Source organism: Flavobacterium sp. LS1R10 (genome assembly GCF_003968825.1).
Lineage (GTDB): Bacteria > Bacteroidota > Bacteroidia > Flavobacteriales > Flavobacteriaceae > Flavobacterium.
Genome location: NZ_RYDH01000003.1, coordinates 166,847 through 180,967, shown reverse-complemented (window position 1 = coordinate 180,967; position 14,121 = coordinate 166,847). Strand labels below are relative to the sequence as shown.

The following is a 14,121-nucleotide window of genomic DNA, read 5'->3' as shown; positions in this document are numbered from 1 at the left end:
GGAGTAGTATTCAATCACCGTTCTGTCAATTTAACAAATAAAAGATTAAACAAATAACCGTGAATCCAGATTTCTTAAAATACCAAGCGCAAACCTCACCATATCCATTGGGCATGGAAGTCTCACATGCTATAGGTTCTTATATTTACGATACGAACGCTAAGAAATACTTGGATTTTGTGGCGGGAGTTTCCGCTTGCACATTGGGACACCAACATCCTAGAGTCAATCAAGCCATAAAGGATCAGTTAGACAAATATTCTCATGTTATGGTCTATGGCGAATATTCACAAAGTCCGGCGGTTCAGTATTGCAAATTGTTAGCCTCGCTCCTGCCCGCACCTTTAGATAAAACTTATTTGGTCAATTCAGGAACCGAAGCCATTGAAGGTGCTTTAAAACTAGCTAGAAGAACTACCGGAAGAAGCCAATTGATTTCGTGTCATAACGCATACCATGGCAATACAATGGGTGCTATGAGCGTCATGGGATTTGAAGAACGCAAACAAATTTTTCGTCCATTGATACCTGATGTTGATTTTATTACCTTCAACAACGAAGCCGATTTACAAAAAATAACCACTAAAACGGCTGGAATTATTCTGGAAACCATTCAAGGTGGTGCCGGATTTATTCAGCCAAACGATGATTATCTCAAAAAAGTACGCGAGCGTTGCACAGAAGTGGGCGCAATGATGATTCTCGATGAAATCCAACCAGGCTTTGGGAGAACCGGAAAACTCTTTGGATTCCAAAATTATGATGTTGTTCCTGATATCGTAGTTATGGGAAAAGGAATGGGAGGTGGCATGCCTGTAGGTGCTTTTACGGCTTCATCAGCAATGATGGATTTGTTGAGCGATAATCCAAAACTGGGTCATATCACGACTTTTGGAGGCCACCCTGTCATTGCGTCAGCCTGCTTGGCTACTTTGCAGGAAATTACCGAGACCAATCTCATGGATGAGGCGATGGAGAAAGAAAAGCTATTCAGATCACTTTTGGTACATCCTTTGATACAGGATATAAGAGGAAAAGGATTGATGCTGGCTGCAATGACCCAAAGTGCCGATATAACAAACGAAGTGATTCTTAAATGTCAAGACAAAGGACTCATTTTATTCTGGTTATTATTTGAAGATTGCGCCATAAGAATTACGCCACCGCTTACCATTTCTGAACAAGAGATACGAGAAGGTTGCAGCATCATATTAGAAGTAATGGATGGAATAATGATTGAAGAAAAATGATTAACGATTTTTGATAGCAGAAGTTGTACTATTGGATACATATTGAAATACCTATTCAAAACAATTAAAAAAATTGGGAGCTATTCCTGCTATCCGTTTTAATCTTTTACTTTTTGTCAGCAAAAAGCAAAAGGATTTCCACTCTTATCAGGGCTAGGGCATACGTTTAAACTACCCCTTTTTTTGTTAATTAAATTGTTCACAACAATTCCAACTTTCCCTCGCAGTACACGCACGATTCCCTAAATTTATTTAGGCCAAATTAAAAACACACAGTATGCAATTAAGCAACGAAGAAGAAGACTATAACTTATCATTGTCTAAATTTGAGTCCATGTTGAAAACCAACAAAGTACTCTTTTTTGACTCCGAAGAATTTGAAGAAATTATTCTTCATTACCTCGATATGGGTAAGGCCGCTTTAGCAAAAAAAGCACTCAAACTGGCATTAGAACAGCACCCAAAATCTACCGGACTAAAATTAGTTCAGGTGGAAATGCTAGTTTATGACGATAAACTCGAACTAGCCGAAAAGCTATTGAACGAGTTGTATGCCATTGAACCAACCAATGAAGAAATTTACATTCAAAAAGCCAATATCTGCTCCAAAAGAGACCAACACGAAAAGGCGGTTGAATTATTACAAACCGCGTTAAAATACACAGATGATTATGCTGATGTCTATAATTTAATAGGCATGGAATATCTTTTTATGGACAATCTTGAACTGGCAAAAGAAAGCTTCATCAAGTGTTTAGAAGAAGATCTGGAAGACCAATCCGCTTTGTATAACGTAGTGTATTGTTTTGAATTTTTAGATCAAAACCAAGAAGCGATTACTTATTTAAATAAATACATTGACAAAAATCCATACAGCGAAATTGCCTGGCACCAACTGGGCCGTTTGCATTATGGTGTAAAAGAATATGAAAATGCGATTCGTGCCTTTGATTACGCTACTTTAATTGATGATGAATTCCTTGGTGCTTTCATGGAAAAAGCAAAAGCTTTTGAACGATTAAAAAAATACGAGAAAGCCATAGAAAGTTATAGCAGAACCATTGAATTAGATGATGCAACTTCGTATGCGTTACTTCGAATGGGAAAATGTTATGAAAGATTAGGGAACAAAGCTTTAGCCTTAAAATATTTCAATCAAACAGTGCATGAAGATCCACTCTTAGATAAAGGTTGGATTGCCATCACGGATTTTTATGTACGTCAAAAAAATTACCAAAAAGCATTATTTTATGTCAATAAAGCATTAGCGATTGACAACCAAAATCGCTTGTATTGGAAACGCTTTGCGACTATCAATAAGCAAATGAACTTCTTTGAAGAAGCTGAATTTGGATACAGGAAAGCAGTTGAATTTGGCGATACTGAACTTGACACCTGGTTATTCTGGGTGGATATTCTACAATTTTTAGGAGAATTCGAAAGTGCCATTCAAACCTTATTACAAGCTTCAGAATATTTTCCGGAAGAAAATGAAGTTGAATACCGCTTAGCAGGATTGTATTTTATGCTAACAGATAATACAAAAGCAAAATTCCATTTAAGCAATGCCTTACGATTAAATTTTGATAATTACATCCTTTTAGAAGATTTATTTCCAGTAGTTTGGGCCAAAAAAATGGTGCAAAACTACATTGCAAAACATAAAAAAAAATAATGACAGAAACAGTTAGAAAACGTTTTGGGTTACTGGGTCGCAATATTAGTTATTCTTTTTCTAAAGGATATTTTACCGATAAATTTAACAATGAAAATTTTACTGGTTGCACCTATGAAAATTTTGATATTCCAGAAATAACAGCACTTCCAGAGATACTAAAAAACACTTTAAATTTAAAAGGGTTAAGTATAACTATTCCATACAAGGAGACCGTCATTCCGTTTCTGGATAAATTATCTAAAAAAGCGGAATTAATTGGCGCTGTAAATACCATCAAAATTACCAAAAAAGGAACGTTGAAAGGGTATAATACCGATTATTATGGTTTCAAAAAATCATTAGAACCCCTGTTGCAACCGCACCACAAAAAAGCCTTGATTTTAGGCACAGGAGGAGCTTCTAAAGGAGTCGCTTTTGCTTTGGATGAACTGGACATTCCTTATACTTTTGTGTCGAGAGAAGCTAAAGAAAATGCGATTGAGTATAACCGAATCAACGCAACAACATTCGACAATTACCAAATCATCATCAACTCGACTCCAGTAGGAACAAGTCCAAATGTGGATGCGTTTCCATTGATCCCGTATGAGTTTTTCACAGGAAAGCACATTGCATTTGACTTGATTTACAATCCTGCAGAAACACAATTCCTAAAAAAAGCCAAACAGCAAGGAGCACAAATCAAAAATGGTTTGGATATGCTTATTTTTCAAGCAGAGAAAGCGTGGAAGATTTGGAATAAATAACTAAGAAGTTTATTTCTTGTCAAATCGAGCGTAATCAAGATTATTGTTTTAACTCTCGCTTAAACTAAATAATTAGTATTAAAATTTCTTTAGGTCGTCTCGTTTTAAAACAGCATCAAACTGTTTTAAAACGAGACGCTTTTTTTATATCAGCAATTTAAAAGGCAGATTGAGGTTTCCCGTAAAATAACTGATTATTAAATATGTTAATTTGATTGATAATCAAATATTTGCAATTAATTTAACGGCTTAAATTATGATCAAAAGAACAATTCTTATCGAAAATAAATCCTCAATCACGACAAAAAACCAACAGCTAATACTAAAATCAGAAATAAGAGAAAGTACCATTCCAATAGAAGACATTGGTTTTCTGGTACTCGATCATGCTGAAATTTATCTGAGTATTCCTGCTATGAACTTAATTGTAGAAAATAATACTGCTATTATTATTTGTGGTAGCAACCACTTACCCAATGGAATGTTACTCAACCTCAACAGCCATCACATTCAGCAGGAAATATTCAAAAATCAAATCGAAGCTTCAATTCCTCTGAAAAAACAACTATGGCAACAAACTATTATTGAAAAAATTAAAAATCAAGGGGAATTGTTAGCAAAAATAACTGAAAATAAAAATACGTTTGAGTTTCTGGCTAGCAAAGTATTAAGCGGTGACACCACAAATATGGAAGGCGTTGCTGCACAACAATATTGGAAAAATTTTCCGTTACCTAATCATGAAAAAAATGGCATAAAAAGAGAACGTTATGGTGATTATCCCAACAATTTTTTAAACTACGGGTATGCTATTTTAAGAGCCGCTACAGCTAGAGCACTTTCCGGAAGCGGATTATTGAATACACTTGGTATTCATCATAAAAGTAAATACAATGCTTTTGCACTTGCTGATGATATTATGGAACCTTTTCGTCCCATTGTTGACGAAAAAGTTTTTGATATTATGAACCGGTATCAAGAACAAGAACTAAACACCGCAATAAAAGCGGAACTATTACAAATGCTGACACAAACTGTTTATTTCAAAGAAGAAAAAAGCCCTTTAATGGTAGGATTGCAAAAAACGGCTAGTTCGCTCCAGCACTGTTTTACAGGTCACCGAAAAAAAATTAAATATCCTAAATTATGGAACTTAACGGATACCGAATAATGTGGCTGTTCGTGTTTTTCGATTTGCCTACAGAAACTAAAAAAGACAAAAGGAATGCCTCTCAGTTTCGAGGAAATCTCTTAAAAGATGGCTTTAGCATGATGCAATTTTCAGTTTATATTAGGCATTGTGCGAGTGGAGAAAGTGCTGATGTTCATGAAAAACGCATTAACCGACTCGTTCCTTCGTTAGGAAAAGTTAGTGTTTTACGTATTACCGACAAACAATTTGGAATGATTATCAACTATTTAGGAAAAGCCAAACAGGAAAATAGTAATGCCCCAACACAGTTGGAATTGTTTTAAACAATAATTTTATTTTTCAAAAAGCGCATCTGTATTCCACCTCTCAGGATTTGTTTCGATATAATTATAAATTCTTTCATAAGACCCATCGTTTCTAATTATATGATCATGAAAAGAACGCTGCCAGGCAAAATCAGACAAACCGGCTAAATGAATTTGTTTTGATGAGGTCGTTTTATAAGCACCAATTAGTTCCGATACTGATTTTATTTTTATTTCACAATCAGAAATCAAATTACTATCAATTTCCAAAATTGCGTGGACATGATTCGGCATTACTATAAAAGAATGTAAAATAACATACGCATACTGATTATCCAACCAATTCCATTGTTTTTGTGCAATAGAACCATATTCATTCCATTCCATATACGGATTCATTGGCTCGTGTACGGACAGGTCGCGACCTGTTCCTGCCGTATTAACATTCCCAAAACAACATTTTCTATCTTGCACACAAATCGTAACGAAATATAAATTATTTTGCGAATAATCATATCCCAGCATTCTATTTCGCTTTCTATTTTTCATTATTTTTTCTTTTTCATAATTAGTGTACGGACAGGTCGCGACCTGTCCCTGCCCTATTCACATTCCCAAAACAACATTTTCTATCTTGCACACAAATCGTAACGAAATATAAATTATTTTGCGGATAATCCCCAATACCTATTGCATTTGGATAACGTACGGACAGGTCGCGACCTGTCCCTGCAGATTGCACTAAAAATTAATCATTGAATCTTGCCTCTTACTATGATTCTACTACCATTTATCGAATTTTTATTGATAGAAATAAAAAAATGCCTCAATATTGGGATATCAATCCAAAAAAGAGGCATTTTTTTATACGACATTCACCCATATTCCTTTGATAATTAGAAGGTAACAAGCCAACTAATATCGTGTTTTCTAATCTTTAATCAAACCACAACCGTATATAGAAAGAACTGAGATTTTAAAAAAATATCGTGTTTTCTAATCTTTAATCAAACCACAACGACGGAATGAGGTGTTTAGCGTTTGTAAAAAATATCGTGTTTTCTAATCTTTAATCAAACCACAACCTTTTGATCTCGCTTCTTTGATTACTCTTTAATATCGTGTTTTCTAATCTTTAATCAAACCACAACCCGTAAACTATGAGGTTGTATATTTTAGGGAATATCGTGTTTTCTAATCTTTAATCAAACCACAACGCTTGATGCCTTCTTCTGATATTCCTGTAGAATATCGTGTTTTCTAATCTTTAATCAAACCACAACCTTGAAGTCGGTGGCATTCCAACGGGAATAATATCGTGTTTTCTAATCTTTAATCAAACCACAACATAGGCAATTGAATAGCGCTTGAACTACTGAATATCGTGTTTTCTAATCTTTAATCAAACCACAACCTACTTTTGCACCGTGTGTTATTGCACGAAAATATCGTGTTTTCTAATCTTTAATCAAACCACAACTAAAAAGCGACGTGAATCCCGCTTTGTTTCAATATCGTGTTTTCTAATCTTTAATCAAACCACAACTGGAATTATTGGCATGTGTTTCTTCTCTCTAATATCGTGTTTTCTAATCTTTAATCAAACCACAACCTACTAATCGTTTTCAATATGATTATACTAATATCGTGTTTTCTAATCTTTAATCAAACCACAACGACAACAATTCATTTATACACTCCTGATGTAATATCGTGTTTTCTAATCTTTAATCAAACCACAACTATTGATAATAAAGTTAATTCATCTGCTAAATATCGTGTTTTCTAATCTTTAATCAAACCACAACAGGCGGGCGCAAATATTGCCTCTAGTAAATAATATCGTGTTTTCTAATCTTTAATCAAACCACAACCGCTAGCCTCAAACTCAATAGGCGTTAGTGAATATCGTGTTTTCTAATCTTTAATCAAACCACAACAATACCGCATTAATTATACAAGCTGTTAGAATATCGTGTTTTCTAATCTTTAATCAAACCACAACCCATCTGGACTCCCCATGAATAGTATCTGCAATATCGTGTTTTCTAATCTTTAATCAAACCACAACCAATGCAGGAATTATTAGAGATATTAGAAGAATATCGTGTTTTCTAATCTTTAATCAAACCACAACTACTATCAGCATTACAATCATTCAGATATTAATATCGTGTTTTCTAATCTTTAATCAAACCACAACTTTATTATATTTGTCAAACCCGTAAGAGAAATATCGTGTTTTCTAATCTTTAATCAAACCACAACCAAACGGAGCGAATATAATTAAAAAGCAAAAATATCGTGTTTTCTAATCTTTAATCAAACCACAACTATTGCCTAATGATAGAAAAACATCCCTTAAATATCGTGTTTTCTAATCTTTAATCAAACCACAACCCCGTGCGGTCTCTCTCCACATTGATATTAATATCGTGTTTTCTAATCTTTAATCAAACCACAACCAGTATACAATGTTATAGCTGTGCCAATGGAATATCGTGTTTTCTAATCTTTAATCAAACCACAACTTAAAGTGGACGGTAAAGAGTATAGCAACGAATATCGTGTTTTCTAATCTTTAATCAAACCACAACTTCTGCTCAATCTGCTAATATGTGGATTAGAATATCGTGTTTTCTAATCTTTAATCAAACCACAACTGCTGTGCACTTTCGGCTATGGCATTGAAAAATATCGTGTTTTCTAATCTTTAATCAAACCACAACTATGTTGTTTCAACTCCAGATATTCAATTCAATATCGTGTTTTCTAATCTTTAATCAAACCACAACCCCTTGTTTAATCCTAATTTTACAGGCGAAAATATCGTGTTTTCTAATCTTTAATCAAACCACAACCATTGAATTCATAACCTTCCACGCGGTTGTAATATCGTGTTTTCTAATCTTTAATCAAACCACAACTACCCATCAGTTGATAAGTGATAATTATCAAATATCGTGTTTTCTAATCTTTAATCAAACCACAACCAAAGTATTACCATTAAAGAATGGATTGTAAATATCGTGTTTTCTAATCTTTAATCAAACCACAACCCTGCTAGAGAACTCATAGCGGAAAGATTGAATATCGTGTTTTCTAATCTTTAATCAAACCACAACGCATTCGGTGTGTTTTTAAACCATTCCAGAAATATCGTGTTTTCTAATCTTTAATCAAACCACAACTTACTTCATTAGTTAACGTCGCTCCGTCAAATATCGTGTTTTCTAATCTTTAATCAAACCACAACCCTGCAGCGTAACCATGTCCGGCTTGAAAAATATCGTGTTTTCTAATCTTTAATCAAACCACAACTAGACACTTATGTGGCTAAACTTGCGCCAAAATATCGTGTTTTCTAATCTTTAATCAAACCACAACTATTATCCGCATATCCTTTTGATTTGTTCCAATATCGTGTTTTCTAATCTTTAATCAAACCACAACCTGTTAGAGTATTTCAAACACCTACTCAAAATATCGTGTTTTCTAATCTTTAATCAAACCACAACCTACAGAGGCAAACGATGAAGTTTGTTTTTAATATCGTGTTTTCTAATCTTTAATCAAACCACAACCCTATTTTGAAACCAACGGTCACCGGACAAAATATCGTGTTTTCTAATCTTTAATCAAACCACAACCTATCTACATGATCAGCGTCTAACGTCCTTAATATCGTGTTTTCTAATCTTTAATCAAACCACAACTAACCAAGGCTGCCAAGAAGAAGCCAACAGAATATCGTGTTTTCTAATCTTTAATCAAACCACAACTGAAAGCTACTGCATCCCTGCTGGGCGGATGCCATACCTTTCAGTTGTGGTTTGGCTGTTTAAGACAATGAAAAACTGTATGTCAAAGAACCTTTAAAAATCTTGTCTTCCTATAATTGCCATTATTTCTATTTCATTGGCATTAATTTTATAAAAATAGTATCCACTCCACAAATACAATATCTATAACCTTGACGAAAACGAATAGCTTCAGGAAATAGATATGGATTTGATGCGATTTTTGAAAAGCAATCAAAAAACATTTCATAATATTTATTAACTTGAAGAAATCCGAAACGACCAATTCCATATTCAAAAATTCGAGTCAAATCTTCCCTGCTTGTATATTAAGTTTATAACTAAACATTTAGTTTTTTCTTAATTTCTGCTAATAATTCCTCTTTTGTTTTGGTGCTAAATCCGCTTTTTTCAGCTCTATCTAACTTCATTCGAACAAATTCAACATACTCATCTCGATCACGAGCTTGCTTGATTAAATAATTTACCGCTTCACTTTTGCTGGTAAATTCTTCGTTGGCAACTTGTTGTTTTAACCATTCATCATTTTGATTGGCTAAAGTGATACTTTGTCTAGACATGATAAAATTATTTAGTGGTGTAAATATACACCGACCTTTCAGTATCCAAAAAGAATTATTTTAAAATTATTTTACCCGATGCGGAAATTGTAAAATCATAATCTTGAACTAAACAATCAAATGAATTTTCACTTATTTTAATCCAAGGGAATTTTTGGTGCTCTCCCAAATTTTTCCCCCCTTTCATTCCAATTTTTAATCCCATTGATTCGGTAATAATTTTCTTTTCTCTTGCCTCCTGATGATACAATAATTTAATACAAGAACCTTCAACATCTAATTGTGTAATTTGAAATAATCTTTCTAAAATTTTATTTTCACTCATTTCCAGAAACTCATTTGGAGATTTGTCATACATCAAAACCATTTTACCTTTTGTTAAAACATATTTCAAAGGCAATTCATTTTCGTCTTTTTCTGGAGCAATTGGATAATTTTTTTTATTGTCATTACTCAATTTAAAATAATTTCCTGCATCAAACATATTTATTAATAAACTGCTTCGTTTTAATTTTCCTTTTGTATCAAGTCCTTCATAAATTGCCATTGCAAAATTCTCGTCATTTTGAGCATAAACCTTCTGTTTGTGCTCATGGCGTGATTTCGACAGCAAGGCATGATCCTTTATTTCCAAGGGATTTTTTACGGAATTAGCATACAATCTAACTTTGTTTATTAGAATCCCTTTTTCTTCATTCATCCAAACCTTTTGATTTTCAGCAAGTTTGTTTTTTTGTTGTGGATTTGAAGATAGCAGTAAAACCTTAGCGGCAATTGCTTGTTTTACCTTTTCTTTTACAACCTCATCCACAATATTTTCCACATCAGAAGCTTTAATACTTTCTAAATCTTTCCGGATTACATAGCGTATTTCTTCCTGATGCAATGGGTTTTTAATTGCCCCATAAATACTGTCTTGATGCAAAGAACCTCGAATAGTGTCACCTTGGTGAAACCTCGCCATTTTCTCTCCGTTGCTATCTTTCTTAAAAATTATTTTGTTATTGATGTCCGTTCTCGGAACATTTTTTCCGTTTGTATCAATTTCCATTTCGGCAACAAATTGTTTTTTCCCTCGTATTCTGATAATTTTTTTAGATTGTTTCTTTACATTATCTGGTGTATGATGGGAAACCAAAATTCCGTCCTCAATCTTTTTTAAATCTTCAGTAAAGGTTTTCCAAGGTTTTGATTGTTCTAAAACGGATTTCATCAATTTGTATTGATTTTTTTCCAAGTCATCTTCTAAATCCCAAGCATGCGCCATTACATCATATTTGTCTTTGGTCATACAGGCAATTGTAATCGCATCAATACAATGGTGTGTGTGCTTGCTGCGGTCTTTAATTTTATAATATTTCTTGCCGTCTTTAATATAACTTTCCTGAATTCCCCAGGCTTTTCTAAATTCAGCAACCATTCCGCCTTTTACGGCTTCTACTCTGCCAAAATATGATTTTAAATACGCACTGGCATATTTGGTTATAATTCCCGTATCTGGAATTTGGCTGTTTTTGAAACCTACTTTCGGTTCATTATAAGTAAACCGTTCGTATTTTCCTTTGAAATATTCCTTCTGTAAATTCAATTTATGGCGCAATCTGATTTTTCGGTCTTTTTGTTCCTTTGTCGTTGCCGCTTTAACTGCTCTTGAAATCCCTATAATATCATATTCCAATGCCAAATATTTTTTTTGCCAAGGTGCAACTCGATCTAAAATATCGCTATGATTACTCAACTCAATAGGCATTTTATTCTTTTTAATCTCCCGATTATATCGCTTGCTGCACAGCGTTTTATTCATTTGTGAATTGTCCTGTGACCTGCTTCTTGGAATAGTATGTTCTATATCATAATCAGGGTCACTACCTATAATTTGGCATATACTAATATTAGTATATTGCTCTTCATAAATTGTTTTTCTGTCTTGCTCAATCCATAACTGATAACGTAAAATATCGTCTTCCGTTGGCTCAATGTCTATTCCAGTTTCCGCTTTATAGTCTTTTTTAATCTCCTCAATGTATGCTTTTCTGCTGTTTTCTATATCTCTTTGATAATCCTGAATTCCTTTTCGTTTATTGGCATCGTTTAATTCTCTGGCCATTTCAATATGAATTCTAGTTTTTTCATCAATTAGACCTTCAATAATTAAAGCATTCAACACTTTCCGTAATTGGTGCAAGGCTCGCATCGCCATCGGATTTTTTATTGAAGAAATTAACGGACTTCCTAAAACTAATTTTTCGTTTCCATTTCCATCTTTTAAAATTTGCTTTCTAAAAACATCAATATCCGATGGATGATATAGTTTATTAAGTTTATTCTTGGCGTTACAAAAAACCTGTCCGTCATCATTTTGACCATCTAAAAAATCAAATACTTTTTCGTCTAATCGTTTTATTGTTAAAAATTCGTATTTTTTTAATTGCTCAATGTAAATAGGAAATAACTTTTTTACAATAGCCTCTTTCTGGTCATCAATTTTATTTGATTTCACAAAATAACTTACCTTTTTTTCTAAATCTGATTTATAGGTTCCTTCGGCTTCTTTTGAATAATAAAAACCACCAACTTTACATTCTTTAATGAGCCCGTTTACAATTTCCAATAAATTATTATCAAAAGTGTTTGTAGCTATTAATTCGGCAATTTTAGTTTGGATGTGTTTTCTATCCTCAAGATTTTTCCAAATGTCGACATCTACAATATTTTTAATATTGGCCATAAAAACAGCGTGCGAATACAACAATCCTTCTCTCAAAAAAGGATTTATTTTATTAATTGCTGTTACACTCAAACTGGCAAAGTCTTTCTTTAGCTTTATTTTACTGAATAAAATAGCTTTTTTATCATCCAATTTCAATTTATCTTTTGCAAATTCCTGTAAGTACAAATCAGAAGTAGATACGGAAATCAAATGCCATAAATCATTATAATCTACATTTCGTGTTACTATTTCACCGCTTTTATTAAGAGTTTCATAGCTATAGATTTTAGTCTTCCAATCTTCACCCAAAGCATTTTTTAATGAAGTAGATGCTACACATCCACTCACAGAAGAATTCATATTATAATTAAACAGGTAATTAACATTTGGAGCAGCAGATGATTTATAAAAAGCATATTTACCGCCACTTGGAACCAATTCTTTGGCTAAATCCTCAAAATTAAAATTGTCCTTTTTTCGCAAAAACTTGGGAGTGATTTTCAATCTTTCTTCGTTAGTAAGAAATCTTAGAGTTTCATCATCGGGAGTTTTTATCTTTATGGTATTAATAAAACACAACATTCTGTATTCCTCAAAATTGGGATGTGAAATGGCACATCTTGACTTACTTTTTTCAAAAGTACATTTGCCTATTAAGCCTTTTTGAGATTTTAAAGGTCTTTGAAAAAAGATAGCTTTATACAATTCTTTAGCTAGTCCAAAATATCTTTTTTCAGGCAATTTTTCAGTTGCTATTATTCCGTCTATTCCTTGAACCAAACAAATGACTTCAAATTCAGAAAGATAGTGTTCTTCCCGTGCCGTATATTGATTTCTAATTTTACCTTTATTGTATAAACTGAAAAAATATTGTCCTAAAGTTGCATAATTGCCCAATTTCATTGCTTGAGAAATCTCTCCAATCTTTTGTTTGACAGCCCCTAAGTCTTCTTTTTTATTCAACCGTTCAAGGAGTATGGTTTTAGTTCTCTCAAAGTCTTTTGGATTATCTTTAATCGTTTTAAGGAATGAATTATATAAGGTTTTCAGTTTCTTTTCTCCATCGTCTAAATCCGTTGCTTTGCGTTCAATTAAATCACGATCTTGAAAATAGTCCGTTAATTCCATTTGAAGTTCCGAAATAGTTGCTACGTTTTCAAGAATATCTTCTAGATCGGGTTTATGTTGCTCGATAACACCCTCCGCAGAAGGATCTAATCTATTGCTCAAAAAACCTCTTCGTTGTGCAATATGATAGAAAGCCCTTCCTAACGATAACAATGAAGTCTTTTGTTTACTTGATTTATCTCTAAAATAATAAGGATTTAAGTTTTTGTCATCATCGGTACGTAACCAAGCAATGAATTCCGGATTAAGTGGATATTTTTTAAAACCAGATTTTCTCCATTCTATAACTTCTTCTACAGATAATGGACACATATTATTTTCAGATAGAACTTTTAGAGTTTCATACTTTCTCAATTTTCTGCGAAACTTTATTTTTCTAGCACTTCTAAAACCTGTACGTTCTGCTGCACGAGAACTTTCAATTCCTTTTTCAGATTTAACCCCTTCGGAAAATATTCTGACTCCCTTATCTACAAGTGAAAAATCTGTTCCATCTTTATCCACAATTGCCCACCCAATGCTATTTGTCCCTAAATCCAATCCTAATATTTTTGCCATAACAATCTGTATTTTGTAAGAATTTTTAAAGCTACGGAGAAAATAATTACCTGCTTTACGGTTTCCCTCATTGCAACCTAATTATTTTATATGTATATTTACAACTGATTAAAATTTCTAATCTTTAATCTTATCACAATAAGGCTATATGCCGTAGATGAAAATCTTAAGTCCTGCTTCGGTGGGACTTTTTTTTTGAAAACAATTCATAA

Annotated in this window: 8 protein-coding genes and 1 CRISPR repeat array; of the genes, 5 read left to right on the top strand and 3 right to left on the bottom strand. The window is 33.2% G+C overall.

Annotation, left to right across the window (positions count from 1 at the left end; all coding sequences use genetic code 11):
* The first annotated feature begins 59 nt into the window (after window positions 1–59).
* The 5 genes from EKL96_RS07930 to cas2 all read left to right on the top strand — a co-directional run bounded on the left by EKL96_RS07930 (window position 60) and on the right by cas2 (window position 5,150).
* A complete protein-coding gene (locus EKL96_RS07930; RefSeq protein ID WP_126460537.1) occupies window positions 60–1,250 on the top strand; it encodes an aspartate aminotransferase family protein in 1,191 nt (396 codons plus the stop codon).
* Between the two features lie 277 nt (window positions 1,251–1,527).
* Window positions 1,528–2,925, top strand: a complete 1,398-nt coding sequence (locus tag EKL96_RS07925) for a tetratricopeptide repeat protein (protein WP_126460534.1) — start codon at window positions 1,528–1,530, stop codon at window positions 2,923–2,925.
* Window positions 2,925–3,674: a shikimate dehydrogenase family protein gene (locus EKL96_RS07920; protein WP_126460530.1), complete on the top strand. Its 750-nt coding sequence runs from the start codon at window positions 2,925–2,927 to the stop codon at window positions 3,672–3,674. The genes EKL96_RS07925 and EKL96_RS07920 overlap by 1 nt, the downstream gene beginning before the upstream one ends.
* A gap of 256 nt (window positions 3,675–3,930) precedes the next feature.
* The gene (gene cas1 / locus EKL96_RS07915) at window positions 3,931–4,845 is read left to right on the top strand and encodes a type II CRISPR-associated endonuclease Cas1 (RefSeq protein WP_126460527.1); all 915 of its coding nucleotides are present in this window, start codon (window positions 3,931–3,933) and stop codon (window positions 4,843–4,845) included.
* Window positions 4,821–5,150: a CRISPR-associated endonuclease Cas2 gene (gene cas2, locus EKL96_RS07910; protein ID WP_126455227.1), complete on the top strand. Its 330-nt coding sequence runs from the start codon at window positions 4,821–4,823 to the stop codon at window positions 5,148–5,150. The genes cas1 and cas2 overlap by 25 nt, the downstream gene beginning before the upstream one ends.
* A gap of 9 nt (window positions 5,151–5,159) precedes the next feature.
* On the opposite strand, the gene EKL96_RS07905 is transcribed toward cas2, so the two are convergent.
* From EKL96_RS07905 to cas9, 3 genes are all read right to left on the bottom strand, one after another.
* The gene (locus EKL96_RS07905) at window positions 5,160–5,681 is read right to left on the bottom strand and encodes a transposase (protein ID WP_126460523.1); all 522 of its coding nucleotides are present in this window, start codon (window positions 5,679–5,681) and stop codon (window positions 5,160–5,162) included.
* Between the two features lie 368 nt (window positions 5,682–6,049).
* A CRISPR array of direct repeats spans window positions 6,050–8,914; the repeat unit is 36 nt; unit sequence AATATCGTGTTTTCTAATCTTTAATCAAACCACAAC.
* Window positions 8,915–9,273: 359 nt separating this feature from the next.
* Window positions 9,274–9,513: a type II toxin-antitoxin system ParD family antitoxin gene (locus EKL96_RS07895; protein WP_126460518.1), complete on the bottom strand. Its 240-nt coding sequence runs from the start codon at window positions 9,511–9,513 to the stop codon at window positions 9,274–9,276.
* A gap of 55 nt (window positions 9,514–9,568) precedes the next feature.
* Window positions 9,569–13,909, bottom strand: a complete 4,341-nt coding sequence (cas9, locus tag EKL96_RS07890) for a type II CRISPR RNA-guided endonuclease Cas9 (RefSeq protein ID WP_126460515.1) — start codon at window positions 13,907–13,909, stop codon at window positions 9,569–9,571.
* Window positions 13,910–14,121 lie beyond the last annotated feature (212 nt).

Bases quoted from the DNA above. Each gene is read 5' to 3' on its own strand.
- EKL96_RS07925 (WP_126460534.1), top strand. From the start codon at position 1,528: ATGCAATTAAGCAACGAAGAAGAAGACTATAACTTATCATTGTCTAAA.
- EKL96_RS07920 (WP_126460530.1), top strand. From the start codon at position 2,925: ATGACAGAAACAGTTAGAAAACGTTTTGGGTTACTGGGTCGCAATATT.
- cas1 (WP_126460527.1), top strand. From the start codon at position 3,931: ATGATCAAAAGAACAATTCTTATCGAAAATAAATCCTCAATCACGACA.
- cas2 (WP_126455227.1), top strand. From the start codon at position 4,821: ATGGAACTTAACGGATACCGAATAATGTGGCTGTTCGTGTTTTTCGAT.
- EKL96_RS07905 (WP_126460523.1), bottom strand. From the start codon at position 5,681: ATGAAAAATAGAAAGCGAAATAGAATGCTGGGATATGATTATTCGCAA.
- EKL96_RS07895 (WP_126460518.1), bottom strand. From the start codon at position 9,513: ATGTCTAGACAAAGTATCACTTTAGCCAATCAAAATGATGAATGGTTA.
- cas9 (WP_126460515.1), bottom strand. From the start codon at position 13,909: ATGGCAAAAATATTAGGATTGGATTTAGGGACAAATAGCATTGGGTGG.